The following is a 20,958-nucleotide window of genomic DNA, read 5'->3' on the forward strand; positions in this document are numbered from 1 at the left end:
GGTCGTCTGCGGCGTGCGCGCCGCGTTCAGGCCCGTTCAGGCCGCTTGTGCCTGGGCGGAATGGCCGGCGGGGTAGAGCAGGTCGGCATAGCGGCGCAGGTGGTATTCGGCTGAACCATGCTGCAGGTCGATGGCCGTCACGCGCTTGAAGTAGTGGCCCACCGCCAGTTCCTCGGTAACGCCCATGCCGCCGTGGATCTGTACCGCGGCCTGGCCGACGAACTTGCCGCCCAGGCCTGCCTGGGCCTTCGCCGCACTGGCCGCGAGCGCGCGTTCGCGCGGCGCGGCGCCTGCCTGCATGGCCGCGACCAGGCTGAGCGCCGCGGCCTGCTCGGCGTGCACGTACATGTCCGCCATGCGGTGCTGCAGCACCTGGAAGGTGCCGATCGGCACGCCGAACTGCTTGCGCTGGCGCGCGTAGTCGACCGTGTCGGCGAGCATGCGCTGCATCGCGCCGGCGGCTTCGGCGGCCAGCGCCGCCAGCGCGGTATCGTTGACCTGCTCGATCAGTGCCAGTGCCTGTCCCGGGGTGCCGATGCAGTCGGCTTCGCTGACCTCGACGTTGTCGAGATGCACGTCGGCGGCGCGCGCGCCATCGATGGTGGGATAGTCCTGCAGGCTCAGGCCGCGTGCGTCGCGCGGTACCCAGAACAGGCTGATGCCGGCAGTATCGCGCCGCTCGCCGGCGCTGCGCGCGCTGACCACCAGATGCGTGGACCACGGCGCTGCCACCACGCCGCGCTTGTGTCCGGAGAGGCGCCAGCCCTTGCCGTGGCGCTCCGCACGCGTCTGCACATCGTGCAGGCAGTACCGGCCGTGCGGCTCGGCGTGCGCCCAGGCGGCCACCGCCTCGCCGGCGATCAGCGCCGGCAGCCAGGCCTGCGCCAGTTCCGGGCTGCCCTGTGCCAGCGCGCCCGCGCCAAGCACGATGCTCGACAGATACGGCTCGACCACCAGGTGCCTGCCGAACTGCTCCATCACGATGGCGTGCTCCACCGCGCCGCCGCCCAGGCCGCCGAAGCGCTCGGGCAGCCCCGCGCCCAGCAGCCCGAGCTCGCCGGCCAGCGCCTTCCAGCAGGCGGGACGCCAGCCGGGCGCCGAGCGCACGGCGGCCTGCCGCGCCTCGAAGTCGTAGTGGTCGGCCAGATAGCGCGCCACCGTGTCGCGCAGCATGGTCTGTTCTTCGCTGAATTGGAAATCCACCGCTGTCCTCCACGGGTTGGTTCGGCACTCGGGCATGCCGCGGGCATCCGGCCATTATGTCCGCCGGCGCGCGGCCTGCATCGTCGGATGCGACGAATCCTGCGCGCCCGGCCGGGCGGCTGGCGCTGACGCGCCGCAGCATCGCGATGATCGTCGCTTCCGACGATGCCCAGGCCCGCCCCGGTTCCCCAGAATGCCCGCAGCGGCACCTGCGGCCGGCCTGTCTAACCCGAGGAGTTTGTTCCATGCATCCCTATGTTCATGCGCAGCGCACCCCGGACAAAGCGGCGGTGATCATGGCCTCCGGGGCCACCGTCACCTACCGGGAGCTCGACGAGCGCTCCAACCAGGTGGCGCGGATGTTCCGCGCCCATGGATTGAAGCCGGGCGACCGCGTCGCCTTCCTGCTGGAGAACCACCCGCGGCTGTTCGAGCTCTGCTGGGGAGCGCAGCGCTCGGGCATCATCTATGTGTGCATCAGCACGCGGCTCACCGCGGCCGAGGCCGCCTACATCGTGGAAGACAGCGGTGCGCGCCTGCTGGTGACGACGCATGCCCAGGCTCCGGTGGCGCGCGTGCTGGCGCAGCACACGCCAGGGCTGCGCCTGCGGCTCATGATGGACGGCGCGATCGAGGGCTATGCGCCCTACGAGTCGACGCTGGCGCAGTACCCGGTCTCGCGCATCGAGGACGAGATCGCCGGTGGCGACATGCTGTACTCCTCCGGTACCACGGGCCGGCCCAAAGGTGTGTTTTCGCCGCCGGCCGATGCCCGCATCGACGCGCCGACTTCGCTGATCGAGATGTGCCGCGGCCGCTACGGCTTCGGTGCCGACACGCGCTACCTGTCGCCCGCCCCGCTCTACCATGCGGCGCCGCTGCGCTACAGCCTGATGGTGCAGGCGCTGGGCGGCACCTCGGTGGTGATGGAACACTTCGACGCCGAGCACTATCTGCGGCTGGTGCAGGACCATCGCATCACGCACACGCAACTGGTGCCGACCATGTTCTCGCGCATGCTCAAGCTGCCGCCCGCGGTGCGCGAAGGCTACGATATTGCCTCGCTGCGCTTTGCCGTGCATGCTGCAGCGCCGTGCCCGGTGCAGGTCAAGGAGCAGATGATCGACTGGTGGGGCCCGATCATCTGGGAGTACTACGCCGGCACCGAGGCCAACGGCTCGACTTCGGTCGATTCGCATGAGTGGCTGGGCCGCAAGGGAACTGTGGGCCGCGCCTCGATCGGCACGCTGCGCATCTGCGACGGCAGCGGGGCGCTGCTGCCGCCGGGCGAGCCCGGCGTGATCTACTTCGCCGACGGCCGCAACTTCCAGTATCACAACGACCCGGACAAGACCGCGCAGACCCGCCACCCGCAGCATCCCGGCTGGACCACGCTGGGCGATATCGGCTACCTGGACGAGGACGGCTACCTGTTCCTGACTGACCGCCAGGCTAATATGATCATTTCGGGCGGGGTCAACATCTACCCGCAGGAGGCGGAGAACCTGCTGATGACCCACCCCAAGGTGCTCGACGTGGCCGTCATCGGCGTGCCCAACGAGGACTTCGGCGAGGAGGTCAAGGCGGTGGTGCAGCCGGTCAATATGGCCGAAGCGGGGCCGGCGCTGGCAGAGGAACTGATGGCCTTCTGCCGGGAACGCCTGTCCGCCATCAAATGCCCCCGTTCGGTGGATTTCGAGCCGGAACTGCCGCGCCTGCCCACTGGCAAGCTGCTCAAGCGCCTGCTGCGCGACCGCTACTGGGCGGGACGGGGTAACAAGCTAGTGTGATTGCTGCGGCCGGTGCCTTGCGCCGGTTTACGCCATAATTGTTCGTTCGACGAGACTGAGGCCGGCTGTCGCAGACCGGCCTTTCCATATGCGGCCTGGCGTTCCGCGCGGCCCGCGCGATACGGGCGATACGGGTCACACGGGCGATACTGGCAATACTGGCGATAAGGCGCGGCAGGACCGCGCAACGATACGGCGAATGGCGAGTAGCGAGGAGACCAGCGGGCAAACGGCCCCGGACATGAGTGGCGCGGCGCTGCTGGCGAAGCTGCGCCCTCCCGTGCCCAGTCCGTTCCAGGTGCAGCGGCAGCGGATCTGCGATGCCGTGTGCGCGGCCGACTTCGTCAGGCTGGTGCTGGTGCGGGCTCCGGCAGGTTTCGGCAAGACCACCGTCATGCTGCAGTGCCGGGCGCGACTGGAGGCCGCGGGCGTGCCCACGGCCTGGCTCACGCTCGATCGCGCCGACAACGATATCGGGCGGTTTCTCGGCTCGCTCGAGGCCGCCTTCGACCGGATGCGGCGGCCGGCGAGCCTGCCGCGCGCGCGGGCCGAGGCCGAGCTGTTCGGCGGGCGAGCGCGCGCTGGCGCTGATCGACCGCATGGCCGGCCGGGCCGGGCGGGACGCCCGTTTTGCCCTTTTTCTCGATGACTTCGAGGCCATCCAGAATCCGGCCGTCACCGACCTGCTGTGGCAAGTGGTGGAGAAACTGCCACCCGGTGCGCGGCTGGTGATCGGGACGCGCTGGGTGCCGGAGAGCGGCCTGGGCCGGTTGCGCGCGCGTGGCGAACTGCTCGAGATCGAGCCGGCCGAACTGCGCTTCACCGCTGAGGAAACCGCCGCCTTCCTGGGCCAGGCACGCGGGCTGACGCTGCCGGCCGCGGCGGTCAGGAGCCTGCATCGCCGCACCGAAGGCTGGGCCACCGCGCTGTGGCTGGCTTCGGTGGCGCTGGAGCGGCGCCAGCATCCGGACGCCTTCATTGCCGGCTTTTCCGGTTCCAATGCCGCCATTGCCGACTACCTGCTCGAAGACGTCTTCCTGCATCTGCCCGAGCGCGTGCGCCAGTTCCTGCTGCGCACGGCCATCCTCGACGAGTTGTGCGGACCCCTGTGCGACGTGGTGCGCCAGGCCGCGGGCGATGCCGGTGACAGCGAAGACATCCTGGCATGGCTGGAGCGGGCCAACCTGTTCCTGATGCCGCTCGATGGTGCGCGTGATGGCGATGCGCCTGGAGGGCGCGCACATGCCGCCGCGTCCGTGCGCTGGTATCGCTACCACAGCCTGTTCTCGGATTTCCTGCGCAGCCAGCTTGCCGCCACGCGGCAGGACCAGATGCCAGCCATGCACCTGGCGGCTTCGCTGTGGTTCGAGCAGCAGGGCCGCCCGGTGCCCGCGATCGAGCATGCGCTGGCTGCCGGCGCCATGGGCCGGGCCCTGCCGCTGCTGCGTGCAAGCGTCGACGATCTGCTGGCGCAGGGGCGCATGCGCTTGCTGACGCGCTGGCTGGGCTCGGTGTCCGCCGAGGCGCTGGCAGCCTGGCCCAAGCTGCAGATCGCCCAGGTGTGGGCCGTCTCGTTCACGCGCGGCCCGTCCGACGCGATCGCCCTGCTGCAGGCCATTTCGCCAGGCGGCGCCGACCCCGACCTGCAGGCACATGTGCGCGCGCTGCGCCATATGCTGCTGCACATGATGGACCGCTTCGACGAGGCACGCGCCGCCAGCCGCGACGATCCCTTGCCTGTGCCGATGGGCTATCCCTTCCCGGATTCCATCCTCGCCACCTCGATGGCGCGCCTGGCCGCGGTGAGCGGGGACTACCGCGAGGCGCGCCGCCTGCTGGCCCTGGCGCGCCAGGCGGTGCATGGATCGGACAGCAACTTCAACAAGATCTTCTCCGAGTCGGTCGAGGGACTGATCGACCTGCGCCAGGCGCGCCTGCAGCAGGCGCTCGCGCGCTTCCGCGTCGCGGCCAGCACCATGCTGCCCAACCGCTACGGCCCCACCAATGGCAACGCCATGGCGGGCATCCTGCTGGCCGAGGGCCTGTACGAGATCAACGACTGCGGGCGTGCCGAGCGGCTGCTCAATGTCTACGTGCCGCTGGCGCGCGACCTGGGCCTGCCGGACCAGATCATTTCAGGCCACGTGGTGCTGGCGCGCATTGCCTTCGAGCGCGGGGAGACCGATCACGCCTATGAATGGCTGGCCGGCCTGGAACACCTGGGCCATCACCGCGGCCTGCCGCGCCTGGTGCAGAGCTCGCTGCTGGAACGCGGCCGGCTGGCGCTGCTGCAGGGCAACCGCCATGCCGCCGCCGATGCGCTGCAGCGTGCAGCCGACCCGGGGCTGTGGAAGGCGCGCGTCGGCGTGACCTCCTTCGCCAATGACGTGGAGAACCTCGCCCTGGCCCAGCTGCGGCTGGACCTGGCTACCGGCCCGGCCGAGCCGGCGCGCGAGGCCATCGTGCGCGAACTGGCGGCCGCGCGGCGTGGCGAGCTGCTGCGCCGCGCGCTCAAGCTGCGCGTGCTGCTGGCGCTCGCCTGCGAGCGCGCCGGCGACGCAGCCGGGGCGCTGGACACAATGGGGGAGGCCTTGCGCTTCTGCGCCGCGGAAGGCTTCGTGCGCATTGTTGCCGACGAGGGCGCGGTGGCGCGACGGCTGGCGGCGCAGGCCAGCGAGGCGGCCGGCGCTGCCTTGCCGGCGGCCTACGTGCAGCGCCTGTTGCAGGCCTGCGCGCCGGCGCATGCCGCGCGCCAGGCGGCGCAGGCGCCGGCGCCGGGCCGCGAACGCGCGGCCTTGCCGGAACCGCTGACGCCCAAAGAGGAGAGGGTGCTGCGCTTGCTGGCCGAAGGCTTCTCCAATATCGCCATGGCCGAGCGGCTCTTTGTCTCCGAAACCACGGTGCGGACCCACCTGCGCAATATCAGCGCCAAGCTGCGCGCCAGCAACCGCACGCAGGCGGTGGCGATCGCGCGGCAGCTGGGCCTGCTGTAGGCAGTTTGCCGGCCGCCCGGCGGCGGGTGTCAGATGCCGACGAACTCCGCGAATTCGGCCAAGGGCGCGCGCGCAGCGCGCAGCCGGTTCACCGCTGCCTCGGGGTCTTCGTAGCCGATCGCCATGCCGGTGAAGAGCATGCGCTCCGGCGGCAGCGACAGGAAGCTGCCGATGGTTTCCGGGTAGACGGCCCAGCATTCCTGCGCGCAGCTGTGCAGGCCTTCGGCGCGCAGCAGCAGCATCACCGTCTGCAGGTACATGCCCAGGTCCGACCATTGCGGCGGGCCCATGCGCCGGTCCACCGTGCAGAACAGGGCCAGCGGCGCGCCGAAGAAATGGAAGTTGTTGGCGAAATGCGCCAGCCTGCCGCGCTTGTCTTCGCGCGCGATGCCCAGGCAGCGGTACATGTCCTCGCCCACTTCGAAGCGCCGGTCGCGGTAGGGCGAGACCAGTTCGGGCGGATAGATGTGATATTCGCGCGACTCGCCGCTGGGCGCCTGGGCCACGCGCTCGCGCATGATGGCCTTGAGCCGGTCGAGCGCCTCGCCGCCTACCACATGGATGTGCCAGGGCTGCAGGTTGCCGCCTGACGGCGCGCGTGCCGCCGCCTCCAGCACGCGCCGGATGGCCTCGGGGGCGACCGGCCTGGGCAGGAAGGCGCGCACGGATTTGCGGCTCTCTACCGCTTCGCTGACATGCATGGTTGCGTCTCCCGGGCTGCCTCAGATGAAGGGCGGCTCGCTCGTCCAGTCGAAGAAGTCCGGCATGTCGTGCGACACGCGCTCGGGGAAATGCGCCTGGCGCTTGTCGAGGAAGGCGTCCACGCCCTCCTTGACGTCCGCGGAACGGCCGCGCGACTGGATGGCGCGGCTGTCCAGCTTGTGCGCTTCCATCGGGTGGCTGGCGCCGGCCATGCGCCAGATCAGCTGGCGCGAGATCGCCACCGACACCGGCGCGGCGTTGTCGGCGATCTCGCGCGCCAGCGCCCGGGCGGCCGGCAGCAGATCTTCGGGCGCGTGCAGCGAGCGCACCAGCCCGCGCTCGAGGGCTTCCTGCGCGCTGAACACACGCCCGGTGTAGCACCATTCGAGCGCGGTCGAGATGCCGACCACGCGTGACAGGAACCAGGAAGAGGCGGCCTCCGGGGTGATGCCGCGGCGCGCGAAGACAAAGCCGAACTTCGCGTCGGTGGAGGCCAGGCGGATGTCCATCGGCAGCTGCATGGTGACGCCCACGCCGACCGCGGCGCCGTTGACCGCGCTGATCACCGGCTTGAGGCTGCGGAAGATGCGCAGCGAAACGCGGCCGCCGCCGTCGCGGTGCGCCGTGTTGGCGGCCGTGGCGCCGTAGCGTTTCTCGTAATCGAAGGTCGAGCCGCCGGCCGCCAGGTCGGCGCCGGCGCAGAAGGCGCGTCCGGCGCCGGTGACGATGACCGCGCGCACGGCATCGTCGGCGTCGGTGGCATCGAAGGCCGCGATGAGCTCATGCATCATCTGCGGCGTAAAGGCATTGAGCCGGTCGGGGCGGTTCAAGGTGATGGTGGCGACGCCGTCCTCGACGGCGTACTGCAGCGTTTCAAAGCTCGGCGGGCTGGCGTCTGTCATGGCGGGCTTGTGCAGGTGGATGAGCTTCAAGCCTAGTGCGCCGCGCGCCGCCTGTAATCGTCGCTTCCGACGAGGCTGGCTGGTCATGGCGCGGCTAGACTGGCACCAGTCTGCCGCCGGGGGCGGAGCCGGGCGGAGCGCAGGATGCCGCGTGGGTGTGGCGGCTGCGCCGCCCAGCTTCTTTTGGTCTGGCATGAGCCGGCATCGTGCCGGCCCTTTGCACTGCTGCTGCTGTGGCTGCCCCGCACCCCCGTTCCGGCTTCTTTCCGATCTGCATCCCGCATCAACCAGGCACCAAGGAATTCCATGAAAACGCGCATCACCGAGCTGCTGGGCACCCGCTACCCGATCATCCAGGGCGGCATGCAATGGGTAGGCTATGCCGAAATGGCCGCAGCCGTCTCCAATGCCGGCGGCCTCGGCATCCTGACCGCGCTGACCCAGCCCACGCCGGAGGCCCTTGCCGATGAGATCCGCCGCTGCCGCGAACTGACCGACAAGCCCTTCGGCGTCAACCTGACGCTGCTGCCGTCGATCAATCCTCCGCCTTACGCGCGCTACCTGGACGTGATCATCGAGAGCGGCATCAAGGTACTGGAAACGGCCGGCAACAATCCCAAGGAGCATATCGCGCGGGCCAAGGCGGCAGGCATCAAGGTGATTCACAAGTGCGTGGCCATCCGCCACGCGCTGTCGGCGGAGCGCCTCGGGGTGGATGCGGTTTCCATCGACGGCTTCGAGTGCGCCGGCCACCCTGGCGAGGACGACGTGCCGGGCATGGTGCTGATCCCGCTGGCGGCCAGGCGCCTGGGCATTCCGGTGATCGCCTCGGGCGGCATCGCAGACGGGCGGGGGATGGCGGCGGCCCTGGTCCTGGGCGCGGAGGGTGTCAACATGGGCACGCGCTTCTGCGCCACGCGCGAGGCGCCCATCCACGACAACATCAAGCAGGCCCTGGTGGATGCGAGCGAGCGTGACACCAAGCTGATCTTCCGCACCATGCACAACACCGCGCGCGTGCTGAGCAACGCTATCTCGGAAGAGGTGGTGGCCATCGAGCGGCGTCCCGGCGGTGCGCAGTTCGAGGAAGTACGCCACCTGGTGGCGGGTGCGCGTGGCAAGGCCGCGCTGCAGGCCGGCAACGTCCATGACGGCATCGTCAGCGCGGGCCAGTGTGTGGGCCTGATCGACGACGTGCCGAGCTGCGCAGAGCTGATCGAGCGCATGGTTGCCGAATGCCGGGAGCAGCTCGGCGTCGCGTCACGCTACTTCGCTGGCTGAGATGGCGGGCGATGTCATGCAGGGCCTCTTCCCTATAGCCGATGCCACGCCGGAGGCGCCGGCGGACGATCCGCCGGAAGGATTCATCGCGCTGCGCGGTACCAGCGGCTTTCTTGCGCACCTCGGGCAGCTCTACGTCAACCCGCCGCGGCGCGCTGTCGGCATCCGCATCGGGCCGCAGCACCTGAACCCGCTCGGCATCCCGCATGGCGGCATGCTGGCCACGCTGGCCGACACAGCCATCGGCATGATGATGTCGCTCGAGGCCGGCAGCAAGCGTCCTACCGCGGTGACGGCCAACCTGAGCCTGGACTACTTCGATTCGGCGCGGGTCGGGGACTGGGTCGAGGCGCACGTGTCGTTCGACAAGCTCGGCAACCGGCTGCGTTTCGGCAGCTGCAAGCTGATGGTGGGCGAGCGTTGCCTGCTGCGCGCCACGGCCATCTTCTCGGTGCTGGCACCGCGCACCTGAGCGCAACCAGCCACGCGCGGCGCGGGCCGCATTCGTCTGTGCGCAATCGTCGCTTCCGACGACGCGGCGCGGGCGGCGCCGGCCGCAGAATCGGTCATCAGGCTGCGGGCCCGTCCAGGCGGGCGGGCCTGCCGCGATCCGGCGCGAGCCGGGGGTTCAACGGCCAGTCGGGCACAGCCGCGACCAGGCCCAACAACTGGGGACAAAGGAGATCTCATGGCAGAGGCATACATCGTCGCCGCGGTGCGCACCGCGGGAGGCCGCAAGGGCGGCAAGCTGTCCGGCTGGCATCCGGCAGACCTGGCCGGGCAGGTGCTCGACGCGCTGATCGCGCGCACCGGCGCCGATCCCGCGCTGGTCGAGGACGTGATCATGGGCTGTGTCGGCCAGGCCGGCGAGCAGTCGGGCAATATCGCGCGCAATGCGGTGCTGGCGTCGTGCCTGCCGGAAAGCGTGCCAGGCACCTCGGTCGACCGCCAGTGCGGCTCCTCGCAGCAGGCGCTGCACTTCGCGGCGCAGGCGGTGATGTCCGGCACCATGGACATCGTCATCGCCGCCGGCGTGGAAAGCATGACGCGCGTGCCCATGGGGCTGCCGTCCACGCTGGCCGCGCAGAACGGCTTCGGCACGTCGATGAGCCCGAACATGCAGAAGCGCTATCCGGGCGTGAAGTTCAGCCAGTTCACCGGCGCCGAGATGATGGCGCGCAAGTATGAGCTGCAGCGCGAAGACCTGGACCGCTATGCGCTGCAAAGCCACCAGCGCGCCATCGCGGCGACCCAAAGCGGCGCCTTCAAGAACGAGATCGTGCCGGTGCAGGTGCGGCTGGCCGATGGCAGCAGCAATGGCGAATCGCACACGGTGGATGAGGGCATCCGCTTCGAGGCCACGCTGGAGTCCATCGCCAGCGTCAAGCTGATCGCCGAGGGCGGCCGCGTGACGGCCGCCACCGCCAGCCAGATCTGCGACGGCGCGGCGGGCCTGATGGTGGTCAACGAGGCCGGCCTGAAGAAGCTCGGCGTCAAGCCGCTGGCACGCGTGCACCACATGACCATGCTGGGCCACGACCCGGTCATCATGCTGGAGGCACCGGTGCCCGCCACGCTGCACGCGCTCAAGCGCGCCGGCATGAAGATCGACGACATCGACCTGTTCGAGGTCAACGAAGCCTTCGCGCCGGTGCCGCTGGCCTGGCTGAAGACGACGGGTGCCGACCCCGACCGTCTCAACGTCAATGGCGGCGCGATCGCCCTGGGCCACCCGCTGGGCGGCTCGGGTGCCAAGCTGATGACGACGCTGGTCCATGCGCTGCATCAGCGTGGCAAGCGCTACGGCCTGCAGACCATGTGCGAGGGCGGTGGCATGGCCAACGTGACCATTGTCGAGCGGCTGTAAGGTCGGGTATTGCCGCGATGGCGGAGAGAGGGGCCGGGAGACCGGCTCCTTTTTCTTTGGGCGGGTGATCGCTGGTGGCGATTGGATGGATCACACCGTCGGCTTCGGCTGGCGCGAATCCCGGCGCCAGCCGAAGCCGGCAGGATGCGCCAACACTAATCGCCAAGCATAGGGTCTTGGCTCCCTCTCCCCTCATGGGGAGAGGGCGGGGGAGAGGGGTGGTTTAGCAAGGAGCCACAAGCAACGAAGCCGTCGGTGTTGTCCAGCACGCCAAGGCTAAGACGAAGCCGTCGGTGTGATCCAGCACGTCGCCGCCAGCAAGCGCCTGCCCTCTCCCCCGGCCCCTCTCCCGCAAGCGGGAGAGGGGAGCACACCGCAGCGGCGCGAATGGCAACGCTCTTGCCAGAGCCGACCGGATGGGCCAACACCAATCGCCAAGACACTATGCTTGGCCAGCGGCGTTGGCGCATCTTGGCCCCATCAAGCGAACGTGATCGCCTCGCGCCGCTCGGGCCGGTCCAGGTGGGGCAGGCTGTTGAAGCTGAGCAGGCGTTGGGCCGAGCGTCCGGCGATGATCTCGCAGAAGGCGGTGTTGCGGAACTGGAGGTTCAGTTCGATGGCCGTCTGCGCCGGTGCGCCGAGCAGGTCGGCGGTGGCGCGGCCGATGGCGCCGCCGGAACTGACCACGAGGATGTTGTCGTCGCGCGTGGCGCCTTCCAGCGCTTGCAGCAGGCCGCTGCGGATGCGCTTGCCGAAGTCGGCCCAGGACTCCGTCATGTCGGCGAGCGCGTCTTCGGTCCAGGCCTTGTAGGCAGCGCGGAAGGTGCGCCAGTAGTCGTTGTAGTCGCCGTTCTGGTGGGCGCGGTGGTCGGCGCCGCCGGTGAAGCTGCGATACAGCGCCTCGCCGTCGTACTCGTCCAGTCCGGCGTGGGTCTGGACCTGGGCAGAGGTATCGCCCAGGCCGGCGAGGATCTCGGTTGCGGTGTCCTGCTGGCGCACCAGCGTGCCGGCGAAGACCCGGTCGAACGCGACGCCACGATCGCGGAAGTACTCGCCCAGCCAGCGGGCCTGCTGGCGGCCGGTGGTGGAGAGGCAGTCGTAGTTGGCCGCGCCGAATGAGGCCTGACCATGTCGCACCAGGAAAAGCGTAGCCATATCGGGATGGGCGCTGGATCGCGCCCCCAAGTCTAGGGATGGGTGGCGCACGTGCCCTGCATCTCGAAGGCCTGGCGCGTGCGGTCTGCGGCCATTGTAGGCGCGATGCCGCAGCGCGGAAAAGCAAGCCGCGCAGGATTCATAGCGGTCATTTCCCGCCTGCATTGTCGCCCCGGCGCCAGCTGGCCTGGGGGCCGGGGCGCGTGCGACGGCGCCGATTTGCCGTGGGGCTCAGTCCAGCGTCACGCCGGTATCGGCCGTCAGTTTCAGCACCACCGGCAGATAGGCCTTGTACGCGGCTTCGGCCTCGGCTGGCTGGCTGCCCAGCGGCTCCGCCCCCATGTCTTCGATGCGCCGCGCCAGCGGCTGGCTCTTCACCAGGCTGCTGACTTCCCGCCCCAGCCTGTCGATGACGGGCTGGGGCGTCCTGGCTGGCGCCATCAGCGTGATCGGGCCCACTAGCTTGTAGGCCTCGTCCGGATAGCCTGCCTCGGTGAAGGTGGGCACGTCGGGCAGCGCCTTGGCGCGGCGCGCGCCGATCACGGCCAGCGGGCGCAGCTTGCCGCCGGCGAAGTGCTGCTGCAGCGAGGTGACCGAGCCGACGGTGACATTGACCTGCCCCGCCAGCAGATCCGTCACCATCGGTCCTTCGCCGCGATACGGCACGTGCAGGATGTCGATGCCATACTTCTTGTCCATATAGGTCTGGATGGTGTGCGGCTGCGTGCCGGGCCCCCAGGATCCCATGCGCAGCTTGCCCGGCTCCTTCTTGGCATAGGCGATCAGTTCGGCCACGCTCCCGGCGGGCACGCTCGCGTTGACCGCCAGCACCGTGCGCGCGGTCGCCAGGTCGGAGATGGGGCGCAGGTCGGTGCGCGGGTCGTAGGGCAGCTTCTTGTACAGCGCCAGGTTGGCGGTGATGGGGCCAGGAATGGTCAGCAGCAAGGTGTAGCCGTCGGGTGCGGACTTGGCCACCAGGTCGGTGCCGATGATGCCGCCCGCGCCGCCTTTGTTCTCCACCACCACGGGCTGGCCGAGCCGCTTGCCCAGCCCGTCGGCGAGGGCGCGCGCCAGCGTGTCGGTCAGCCCGCCTGCCGGATAGGGCACCACCAGCCGTACCGCCTTGTTCGGGTAATTGTCCTGCGCGTGGCCGGCCAGCGGCAGCAGCAACAGGGTGGCGGCCGCGCGCAAGGCGGCACGCTTCCCGCGCAGCGGGCTGCGTTTCCTCATGTTCTGTCTCCAGGGGATGGTGGGATGGCCGGCCTCGGGCCGGCGCAATGGCGGCGGCAGGCCGCCGGCCTGCCGGATCGCGCTGGTGCTGCCTCAGGCGGGCAGCTCGAGGTAGCGCGCGACCATATTGCTCATTTCGTCGGGCAGGCGCTCGTCATCGAGTTGCAGCGGGCCCGGGTCGTTGAGGACGGCGTTGACCAGCAGGCTGAAGACCGCCTGCATGGCAAAGCGCACGCGCAGTTCCGCCTGCTCGGCCGGATAGGGCAGGCGGGGGACCAGCAGGTCCACCATGCGGCGGACGACCTCCTCGCCGCTTTCGCGGTGCGGCAGCCATTCTTCGGGGCGGGCCGAGGCGTGCTTGAGCGAGGCGCGGATCACGCCGCGGTTGGCGTGCGTGCCGCGCGCCAGGAAGCGCATGGTCTTGTCCAGCAGTTCCCGGGTGGAAGCCTCGGCCCATCGTTCAAGGCACAGGTAGCGTGCCACCGATTCGGCGGTCTCCTGCATCACCAGCGTGCGCAGCGATTCGAAGAAGGCCATCTTGTCGCGGAAGCGGCCGTAGAAGGCCCCCACCGAGACCTCGCAGGCCGCGGCGATCTGCGCCACCGATACCGCGGCGAAGTCGCGCCGCGCGAGCAGTTCGCGGCCGGCCGTGAGCAGTGCTTGTTCGGTTTCGCGGGCGCGCCGCTGGCGCGGCGGCTGCAGGATGGATGGCGTGGCGACGGTCGGGAAGGCAGACCCGCCGGACGCGCCGCGCGCGGGAGAGGTGTGCATGATAAGTCTCCGGATTTTCGAATCTTCGTTCGGTTTTCGAACCATATGGTTCATCACCCCCGTTCGTCAAGCCGCTAGACTGATTTCCAATATATGGAAATATATTCCGGACTTTGACACTACCGGGCTGGTCGACCCAAACTGGTCCGAGGAGACAAGACATGAACATGCCGGTCGAACAATTCATCGCCGAGCGCCGCCTGGAGGACCCGTCCTTCGGCGGGCTGCTGGCCAAGGGCTTCGCGCTCCTGCGCTGCTTCATCGACGAACCGCACCCGCTGGGCAACGGCGAGCTCGCGCAGCGCTTGCAATTGCCGCGCGCGACCGTGTCGCGCATCTGCCGCACGCTGTTCGAGCTCGGCTACCTTGACTGGGACCCCAAGCTGGACAAGTACTTCGTCAGTGCCCAGGTGCTGGCGCTGGGGTATCCCTACCTCGCCGGCCTGCAGGTGCGCCACGCGGCGCGCCCGCTGATGCAGGCGCTGGCCGACCGCATCGAGGGTGCGGTGTCCATGGGCGTGGCGCACCGGCTCGACGTGACCTACCTGGTGTCGTGCACCCATAACGAGGGCACGCCGGCGCGGCCCGGCGTGGGCGCGGTGCGCTCGGTGATGAGCACGGCCATGGGCCGCGCTTTCCTGTGCACCTTGTCTAAGCAGGAGTTCGGCAAGCTGATGGCGTCGGCAAAGGACGAGCGGCCCGACGAATACGCCGCCTTCTATGACCGCGTCTGCCACAACGTGGCCCACTATCCCAAGCGCGGCTACGCCATCAACGAGGGCGACGCCGGCAGCGGCGTGCACGGCGTCGGCGTGTACTCGCGCATCGTCCACCTGAACCGGCCGCTGCTGTTCAACTGCGCGGTGGCGGGCTCGCTGCTGCGGCGCGGCGCGCTGGAGCGGCGCATTGCGCCGCTGCTGATGGAGATGGTGCGGGCCATCGAGGCGGCTACCGGCTTGCAACGTTAGCGCGCCAGCGGCGCACGACAACGCCATGAGACCACGCGGCCGCTGCCGCCAATGCCAACGCCAACGATAGGAGACCCCCGCCGATGCATGACCTCGACGCCCTGCTGCGCCCACGCTCGATTGCGGTGATCGGCGCATCCACGCAGCCCGACAAGGTGGGCGGCATGCCAATCCGGCTGCTGCGCGAGCTCGGCTATGCGGGCCGCATCTACCCGGTCCATCGCGATGCGCCCGACGTGCAGGGCCTGCGTGCCTATCCGTCGCTGGATGCCATCGGCGCGCCGGTCGACCTGGCCATCGTGGCCGTGCCGGCCAGCGCGGCGCTGGATGTGATGGCGCAGCTCGGCCGGGCCGGCGTGCGCGTGGCAGTGTACTTCACTTCCGGTTTCGCCGAGGTAGGCGAGCAAGCGGGCGTGCGCATGCAGCAGGCGCTGGCCGAAGCGGCCCGCGCCCACGGCGTGCTGCTGCTCGGTCCCAACTGCCTTGGCGCCATGAACCTGCGCGAGCGCGTGTTCGCCACCTTCTCGCCGATCCCGCTGTCCGGCGTGCCGCCGGTCGGCGATGTTGCGTTGGTGAGCCAGAGCGGTGCCTTCGGTGGCTACGCCTTCGCGCTGGCGCGCGAAGCCGGGCTGGGCCTGAGCCACTGGGTGACGACCGGCAACGAGGCCGGCCTGCAACTGGCCGATGTGATCGCCTGGCTCGCCGACGATCCGCATACGCGCGTGATCCTGGTCTACATGGAGGGCTGCCGCGACGGCGCACGCCTGCGCCGCGCCCTGGCGGCGGCGCGCGCGGCCGGCAAGCCGGTGGTGGTGGCCAAGGTCGGCGCCACCGAGGCCGGCGCGCGCTCGGCGCAGTCGCACACGGCCAGCCTGACGGGAGAGGACGCCGTCTACCAGGCGGTCTTCGACGAATACAACGTGCATCGCGCCGACACGCTCGAGGCGTTCTTCCGCCTGGGCTATGTGCTGTCGCGCGGCAGCCGCCCGCCGCGCTGGCACAGCCCGAGCGGGCTGGCCGCCGACTCTGTGGCGCCGCTTGCCATCGTGACCGTGTCGGGCGGCGTCGGCATCATGATGGCCGACAGCGCCGAGCGCCTCGGCCTGCCGCTGCCGCCGATGCCCGAGGCGGCGGCAAGCGCGCTGCGCGCCGCCATTCCCTTCGCCAGTACGGCCAATCCGATCGACGTGACCGGGCAGATCCTGGCCCAGCCGCGCGTGCTGCTCGACGCGCTCGAAGCCGCCGCCACCAGCGCCGACTATGGCTGCGTGGCGGCCTTCCTGGCCGGCGGCGCCAATTCGCCGCGCCTGTGGGGCGGGCTGCAGCAAAGCGTGGAGACCCTGCGCGCGCGCGGGGGCGCACCATTGTTGCTGAGCGGCCTGGTCGACGACGACAAGCGTGTCTGGCTGGAGGCGCGCGGCTGCCTGGTCTTCCGCGAGCCCGCCCATGCGGTCGAAGCCGTTGCCACGCTGGCGCGCGCGGCCGCGCTCGAAGCGGGGCGCGCGATGCCCGCCGCATCCGATGGCGATGCCGGCGCGGAGCCGGCGGCCGCGCTGCCGGAGGACGCCGCGGCGCTGTCGGAATTCGAGGCGCTACGCATCCTGTCGGCCGCGGGGGTGCCCGTGACGGAGCACGGGCTGGCGGCAGACGCCGAGGAGGCCGTGGCCATCGCCACGCAGATCGGCTATCCCGTGGCGGTGAAGCTGTGCTCGCGCCACGTGCTGCACAAGAGCGACGTCGGCGGCGTGGTGCTGGGCGTGGCGGATGCGCAGGGCGTGCGCGCCGCCGTCGCGCAGGTGCGCGCGGCGCTGGCGCGCTGCCGCGACGCGCAGGACCGCGTACCGCCCTTCGAAGGCGTGCTGGTGGCGCGCATGGTGCGGGGGTGGGGCGAGCTGATGGTGGGCGTACGGCGCGACCCGGTATTCGGGCCGGTGGTGCTGGCCGGCATTGGCGGCACCGCCGTGGAGGTGCTGCGGCAGACCGCCTTCGGCCTGGCGCCGTTGTCGCATGCCCGCGCCCGCGCCATGCTGGCGCAGAGCAGGGCGGCCGCGCTGTGCGCGGGCCACCGCGGACATCCGCCGCTCGATCCCGATGCCGTCGCCGACGTGCTGGTACGCGTGTCGCGCGCCGCGGTGGCGCTGGGCGAGCGGCTGGACACGCTCGAAATCAATCCCTTCATCATCAGCGCCGACGGATTGTGCGCGGCCGATGCCGTGATTACCTTGCGTCCGGCGCATGAGGTGCCCCATGAGGTGGCGCAGACACACGGCGGCGCGGGAGAGGAGGCAGTGGCCGCGCCAGCCTGAAGCAGATTCCCGGCGCGTGCCGGGCAACGCCGCGAGCGCCCGCGCAAGACGGGGGCCGCCAACAGGAGACAAGGATGGAACGATCGGCAGCATGGATGCCGCTGGGCGCGCTCGCCCGCACGCGGCGCTGGATCGCCACAATCGGCGCGGCCTGCGCCCTGGTGATGCTCGCTACGCCCGCGCCGGCCGCGGCAGGCACCTATCCGGACAAGCCGATCCGGCTGGTGGTGCCGTTTCCGCCCGGCGGCGGCACCGATGTGCTGGGCCGGCTGGTGGCGGCCAGGCTCGGCGCGGAACTCAAGCAGACCGTGGTGGTGGAGAACGTGGCGGGCGCCACCGGCACCATCGGTTCGGCGCAGGTCGCGCGCGCCGCGCCGGACGGCTACACCCTGCTGCTCGGCATCTCGGCCACGCATGCGATCGCGCCCTCGATCTTCCCGCGCCTGCCCTACGATCCGCTGCGCGACTTCGTGCCGGTGGCGCGCTTGGCCTACGGCGGCAATGTGCTGGTGGCCAATCCCGCCTTCGCCGCGCATGACCTGCCGGGCCTGATCGCGCTGGCACGGCGTCCCGGTGCCGACCTCGCCTACGGCTCCTGGGGCCCAGGCTCGGGCGGCCACCTGGCGGGAGAAAGCCTGAACGCATCGGCCGGCATCCACCTGCGCCATATCCCCTACAAGGGCGTGAGCCCGATGCTCACCGACCTGATCGGCGACACGCTGCAGGTGGCGATGTCCGACCTGACCGGTACGCTGCCGCTGATCCGCGCCGGCAAGGTCCGCGCGCTGGCCGTCAGCGGTTCGCAGCGCTCGCCGGCGCTGCCCGACGTGCCCACCTTCGCGGAATCCGGCGTGCCGTTCCACCTCGATAGCTGGTTCGCACTGTTCGTGCCGGCGCGCACGCCGGAGGCCATCGTCGACCGGCTGGAGCAGGCCAGCCGCGCCGCCATGCAGGACCGTGCCGTGCAGGCGCAGATTGCCGCCTTCGGCATGCGCTACACACCCGTGCCGCGCGCGACCTTCGCGACGCAGATGCGCGATGACGCGCAGGCCTGGTCGGCGCTGGTGAAGTCCAGCGGCGTCGTGTTCGAGTAAAGCGCCGGGCATCGGCGCCACCCAACCGGAGACCATTGCATGAACCATCCCGCCGCCCCCGTCCTTGCCGCGCCCGCCTACGCGAGCCCGCAGGAGGCGTTCACCGCTGCCGCCGCGCTGCCGCTCGTGCTGTACGGCTACCCGCTGGTCGAGAGCCTGCGCACCTGCCGGCTGCAGACCTCCACGCGCGAAGTCACCGGCTACGGCCGCGCACCCATGAACATGCTGTCAGCCAGCGAACGGCCATGGACGCACGCCGACCGCGACATCGTCACGCCCGCCAACGACCTGCTCTACTTCTGCGGCTGGCTCAACCTGGCTGATGGGCCGGCCACGCTGCGCATCCCGCCCCTGCCCGAGCGCGAGCGCTACTACGTGATCGAACTGCTGGATGCCTTCACCAACAACTTCGAGAACCTGGGCCCGCGCAATATCCCGGCCGAGGGCGCCGAGGTGCAATTGGTCGGGCCTGGCCAGCAAGGTAGCGGCGCCCACGTGGTCGCCTGTCCGACGCCGCTGGTCTGGCTGCTGGGCCGCGTGCTGGTGCAGGGCGAAGCCGACCTGCCGCGCGCGCTGGCCTTCGAGCGGGGCTTCGCGCTCACGGCGAGTGCCGGGCCGCGCCGCCCGACCTGCGTCGAGGCCTGGAGCGAAAGCGGCGACGAGGCGCTGGATTTCTTCCAGAACCTGTTCAACGGGCTGCGTGACTATCCGCCCGCGCCGCAGGACCAGGGACTGCTTACGCTGCTGCGCAAGGTGGGCGTGCGGCTGGAGGATGCGCCGGAGGTCGGCGCACTGCGCCCCGCAGTGCGCGCGGGGCTGGCCAGCGCCTATCGGCAGGGCATCCAGCTGATCGAGGCGCACACCCGCAGCCAGGGGCGCAAGAGCTGGGGCTACAGCCTGCAGCTCGGTGCGTACGGTGACGATTGGCTGCTGCGTGCCACCACGGCGATGAAGGGGCTGGGCGCGCTGCGCGCGGACGAGGCGGTCTACGCCATGGCGGACTTCGATGCGGAAGGCGAGCCGCTGGACGGCAACCGTGCCTACGAACTGCGTTTCGCGCCTGGCATGCTGCCGCCTGCCCAGGCCTTCTGGTCCGTATCGCTGTACGGAGAGGACCGCTATTTCGTCGCCAACGAGATCGGCCGGCATGCGATCGGCGACCGCACGCCGGGACTGCGCTTCGAGGCCGACGGCAGTCTGGTGATCGAAGTCGGCCAGCGCCGCCCGGCGCGGGCGGAAAACTGGCTGCCGACACCGGCCGGCCGCTTCTACCTGATCCTGCGCCTGTACCACCCGAGCCCCGCCTTCATGGCGGGGCAGTACGCGATTCCCGCGCTGCGCCGCGTCGACTGAACCCGGAGACCATCGATGACCGCCAACCCGACCATCACCTCGATGCAAGCGCTCGCGCGCGAGGCCGTGATCCACACCTTGCCGCTCTATGAGATGGCGCGCATGCGCGCCGCCACCTGCCCGCGCCGCAACGCGGCGGGCCGATTCGCCGGTGAGGGGCCCGGCTCGACGCTGCGCTGGGTCAACGAGATCACCCACACGCGCGAACTGCTCGGGCCGCGCCATCGCCAGGTGGTGACCCCCAACAACGATACGCTCTACACCAATGCCTGGATCGACCTCTCGCGCGGGCCCCTGCTGCTGGAGGTGCCTGACAGCGGTGGGCGTTACTACGTGCTGGGCCTGCTCGATTTCTATACCAATCCCTTCGGCTATGTCGGCACGCGCACCACGGGCCCGGGGCCCGGCCGCTTCCTGCTGCATGGGCCAGGCTGGCAGGGCGCGGTGCCGCCTGGGGCGGTGGCCATCGCCTGCCCGACCGATGCGGTCTGGATGATCGGCCGCCTGCTGGCCGAGGGTGAGGCCGACCTGCCGGCGGTCCACGCCTTTCAGGATGGCATCCGCCTGAGCCGTGCCGATGGCGGCCCGGCTGCCTTTGTCTTCGATGTGGCGATGCGCCCGGACGAGCGGCCGGGCGACGCGCGCCGCTTTGCCGAGGTGGTGAACCGCGCGCTGCGCGACTATCCGCCGGCGCCGCAGGAGGCGCCACGGATGGCGCGCTTCGCCGCGCTCGGCATCGGCGCTGGCTGCGATGCGGCAGCGCTCGGCGACGCGCAGCTGGCGGTCTTGTCCGCGGCGCTGCAAGCCGTGTTGTCCGAGCTGGCTGTGCCGATGGATTCGGCTCTCGGCGGCGGCTGGAACCTGCCGGTGGAGATCCTGTCTTCCTTCGGCGAGCAGTACCTGCAGCGCGCCCAGGTGGCGCGCAACTATATCGGCGCGCTGGGCATGGAGGAGGCGATGTACATGATCGCCGATCGCGACGGCGCCGATGCGCCGCTCGATGGCCGCCATGCCTACGAACTGGCCTTCCCCGCCGGCGGCTTGCCGCAGGTGGACGCCTTCTGGTCGCTGACCATGTACGACAAGGGCGACTGCATGCTGGTGGACAATGCGCTCGCCCGCTACTCGCTGGGCGACCGCTCGCCGAGCCTGCGCTACGATGCAGACGGTGGCCTGCGCCTGCAGCTGTCGGCCACGCCGCCGGCCGACCCGGCGCTGCACGGCAACTGGCTGCCCGCGCCGGCCGGCCCGTTCTACGTGGTGCTGCGCCTCTACATACCCGCGCGCGCCCACCTGGACAAGACCTTCGTCTATCCGGCCATCCGCCGGACGGGAGCCTAGCC

Annotated in this window: 17 protein-coding genes; 11 read left to right on the plus strand and 6 right to left on the minus strand. The window is 70.3% G+C overall.

Annotated features, from left to right (window positions below; translation table 11 throughout):
* Window positions 1–36: 36 nt before the first annotated feature.
* The gene (locus AC1Z3O_RS21305; RefSeq protein ID WP_483517879.1) at window positions 37–1,203 is read right to left on the minus strand and encodes an acyl-CoA dehydrogenase family protein; all 1,167 of its coding nucleotides are present in this window, start codon (window positions 1,201–1,203) and stop codon (window positions 37–39) included.
* Between the two features lie 245 nt (window positions 1,204–1,448).
* Between AC1Z3O_RS21305 and AC1Z3O_RS21310 the strand changes: the two genes are divergently transcribed.
* From AC1Z3O_RS21310 to AC1Z3O_RS21320, 3 genes are all read left to right on the plus strand, one after another.
* Window positions 1,449–2,993, plus strand: coding sequence for an AMP-binding protein (locus tag AC1Z3O_RS21310; protein WP_483517880.1), 1,545 nt, complete (start codon window positions 1,449–1,451; stop codon window positions 2,991–2,993).
* A 199-nt stretch (window positions 2,994–3,192) separates the two neighbouring features.
* Complete coding sequence (locus AC1Z3O_RS21315) at window positions 3,193–3,642, plus strand: hypothetical protein (protein ID WP_483517881.1); 450 nt, start codon at window positions 3,193–3,195, stop codon at window positions 3,640–3,642.
* Window positions 3,593–5,986 (plus strand): winged helix-turn-helix domain-containing protein, encoded by a 2,394-nt coding sequence (locus AC1Z3O_RS21320; RefSeq protein ID WP_483517882.1) that lies wholly within the window; start codon window positions 3,593–3,595, stop codon window positions 5,984–5,986. The genes AC1Z3O_RS21315 and AC1Z3O_RS21320 overlap by 50 nt, the downstream gene beginning before the upstream one ends.
* A 29-nt stretch (window positions 5,987–6,015) precedes the next feature.
* Here AC1Z3O_RS21320 and AC1Z3O_RS21325 read toward each other — a convergent pair whose 3' ends face one another.
* Entirely contained in the window at window positions 6,016–6,687 is a 672-nt protein-coding gene (locus tag AC1Z3O_RS21325; RefSeq protein ID WP_483517883.1) for a nitroreductase, read from the minus strand.
* 21 nt (window positions 6,688–6,708) lie between these two features.
* Window positions 6,709–7,590: a crotonase/enoyl-CoA hydratase family protein gene (locus tag AC1Z3O_RS21330; RefSeq protein ID WP_483521891.1), complete on the minus strand. Its 882-nt coding sequence runs from the start codon at window positions 7,588–7,590 to the stop codon at window positions 6,709–6,711.
* Between the two features lie 306 nt (window positions 7,591–7,896).
* On the opposite strand from AC1Z3O_RS21330, the gene AC1Z3O_RS21335 reads away from it, so the two are divergent.
* The 3 genes from AC1Z3O_RS21335 to AC1Z3O_RS21345 all read left to right on the plus strand — a co-directional run bounded on the left by AC1Z3O_RS21335 (window position 7,897) and on the right by AC1Z3O_RS21345 (window position 10,738).
* On the plus strand, window positions 7,897–8,871 hold the full coding sequence (locus AC1Z3O_RS21335) for an NAD(P)H-dependent flavin oxidoreductase (RefSeq protein ID WP_483517884.1): 975 nt from the start codon (window positions 7,897–7,899) through the stop codon (window positions 8,869–8,871).
* 16 nt (window positions 8,872–8,887) lie between these two features.
* A complete protein-coding gene (locus AC1Z3O_RS21340) occupies window positions 8,888–9,343 on the plus strand; it encodes a PaaI family thioesterase (protein ID WP_483517885.1) in 456 nt (151 codons plus the stop codon).
* Window positions 9,344–9,559: 216 nt separating this feature from the next.
* Window positions 9,560–10,738: an acetyl-CoA C-acetyltransferase gene (locus AC1Z3O_RS21345; protein WP_483517886.1), complete on the plus strand. Its 1,179-nt coding sequence runs from the start codon at window positions 9,560–9,562 to the stop codon at window positions 10,736–10,738.
* A 480-nt stretch (window positions 10,739–11,218) separates the two neighbouring features.
* Here AC1Z3O_RS21345 and AC1Z3O_RS21350 read toward each other — a convergent pair whose 3' ends face one another.
* From AC1Z3O_RS21350 to AC1Z3O_RS21360, 3 genes are all read right to left on the minus strand, one after another.
* Window positions 11,219–11,893: a histidine phosphatase family protein gene (locus tag AC1Z3O_RS21350; protein ID WP_483517887.1), complete on the minus strand. Its 675-nt coding sequence runs from the start codon at window positions 11,891–11,893 to the stop codon at window positions 11,219–11,221.
* A gap of 231 nt (window positions 11,894–12,124) precedes the next feature.
* Entirely contained in the window at window positions 12,125–13,123 is a 999-nt protein-coding gene (locus AC1Z3O_RS21355; RefSeq protein WP_483517888.1) for a Bug family tripartite tricarboxylate transporter substrate binding protein, read from the minus strand.
* Between the two features lie 93 nt (window positions 13,124–13,216).
* On the minus strand, window positions 13,217–13,894 hold the full coding sequence (locus AC1Z3O_RS21360) for a TetR/AcrR family transcriptional regulator (RefSeq protein WP_483517889.1): 678 nt from the start codon (window positions 13,892–13,894) through the stop codon (window positions 13,217–13,219).
* A gap of 161 nt (window positions 13,895–14,055) precedes the next feature.
* Here AC1Z3O_RS21360 and AC1Z3O_RS21365 point away from each other — a divergent pair, with 161 nt between their 5' ends.
* The 5 genes from AC1Z3O_RS21365 (at window position 14,056) to AC1Z3O_RS21385 (ending at window position 20,956) form a co-directional block, all read left to right on the plus strand.
* The gene (locus AC1Z3O_RS21365) at window positions 14,056–14,862 is read left to right on the plus strand and encodes an IclR family transcriptional regulator (protein ID WP_483517890.1); all 807 of its coding nucleotides are present in this window, start codon (window positions 14,056–14,058) and stop codon (window positions 14,860–14,862) included.
* An 83-nt stretch (window positions 14,863–14,945) separates the two neighbouring features.
* Window positions 14,946–17,168, plus strand: coding sequence for an acetate--CoA ligase family protein (locus tag AC1Z3O_RS21370; RefSeq protein WP_483517891.1), 2,223 nt, complete (start codon window positions 14,946–14,948; stop codon window positions 17,166–17,168).
* Between the two features lie 74 nt (window positions 17,169–17,242).
* Complete coding sequence (locus AC1Z3O_RS21375; RefSeq protein WP_483517892.1) at window positions 17,243–18,262, plus strand: Bug family tripartite tricarboxylate transporter substrate binding protein; 1,020 nt, start codon at window positions 17,243–17,245, stop codon at window positions 18,260–18,262.
* A 39-nt stretch (window positions 18,263–18,301) separates the two neighbouring features.
* Entirely contained in the window at window positions 18,302–19,615 is a 1,314-nt protein-coding gene (locus AC1Z3O_RS21380; RefSeq protein WP_483517893.1) for a DUF1254 domain-containing protein, read from the plus strand.
* A 15-nt stretch (window positions 19,616–19,630) separates the two neighbouring features.
* A complete protein-coding gene (locus AC1Z3O_RS21385) occupies window positions 19,631–20,956 on the plus strand; it encodes a DUF1254 domain-containing protein (protein WP_483517894.1) in 1,326 nt (441 codons plus the stop codon).
* Window positions 20,957–20,958 lie beyond the last annotated feature (2 nt).

This window comes from Cupriavidus sp. 09_S30, assembly GCF_056930435.1.

Coding starts and splice junctions, on each gene's coding strand:
- AC1Z3O_RS21310 (WP_483517880.1), top strand. CDS start 1,449: ATGCATCCCTATGTTCATGCGCAGCGCACCCCGGACAAAGCGGCGGTG.
- AC1Z3O_RS21315 (WP_483517881.1), top strand. CDS start 3,193: ATGGCGAGTAGCGAGGAGACCAGCGGGCAAACGGCCCCGGACATGAGT.
- AC1Z3O_RS21320 (WP_483517882.1), top strand. CDS start 3,593: ATGGCCGGCCGGGCCGGGCGGGACGCCCGTTTTGCCCTTTTTCTCGAT.
- AC1Z3O_RS21325 (WP_483517883.1), bottom strand. CDS start 6,687: ATGCATGTCAGCGAAGCGGTAGAGAGCCGCAAATCCGTGCGCGCCTTC.
- AC1Z3O_RS21330 (WP_483521891.1), bottom strand. CDS start 7,590: ATGACAGACGCCAGCCCGCCGAGCTTTGAAACGCTGCAGTACGCCGTC.
- AC1Z3O_RS21335 (WP_483517884.1), top strand. CDS start 7,897: ATGAAAACGCGCATCACCGAGCTGCTGGGCACCCGCTACCCGATCATC.
- AC1Z3O_RS21340 (WP_483517885.1), top strand. CDS start 8,888: ATGCAGGGCCTCTTCCCTATAGCCGATGCCACGCCGGAGGCGCCGGCG.
- AC1Z3O_RS21345 (WP_483517886.1), top strand. CDS start 9,560: ATGGCAGAGGCATACATCGTCGCCGCGGTGCGCACCGCGGGAGGCCGC.
- AC1Z3O_RS21350 (WP_483517887.1), bottom strand. CDS start 11,893: ATGGCTACGCTTTTCCTGGTGCGACATGGTCAGGCCTCATTCGGCGCG.
- AC1Z3O_RS21355 (WP_483517888.1), bottom strand. CDS start 13,123: ATGAGGAAACGCAGCCCGCTGCGCGGGAAGCGTGCCGCCTTGCGCGCG.
- AC1Z3O_RS21360 (WP_483517889.1), bottom strand. CDS start 13,894: ATGCACACCTCTCCCGCGCGCGGCGCGTCCGGCGGGTCTGCCTTCCCG.
- AC1Z3O_RS21365 (WP_483517890.1), top strand. CDS start 14,056: ATGAACATGCCGGTCGAACAATTCATCGCCGAGCGCCGCCTGGAGGAC.
- AC1Z3O_RS21370 (WP_483517891.1), top strand. CDS start 14,946: ATGCATGACCTCGACGCCCTGCTGCGCCCACGCTCGATTGCGGTGATC.
- AC1Z3O_RS21375 (WP_483517892.1), top strand. CDS start 17,243: ATGGAACGATCGGCAGCATGGATGCCGCTGGGCGCGCTCGCCCGCACG.
- AC1Z3O_RS21380 (WP_483517893.1), top strand. CDS start 18,302: ATGAACCATCCCGCCGCCCCCGTCCTTGCCGCGCCCGCCTACGCGAGC.
- AC1Z3O_RS21385 (WP_483517894.1), top strand. CDS start 19,631: ATGACCGCCAACCCGACCATCACCTCGATGCAAGCGCTCGCGCGCGAG.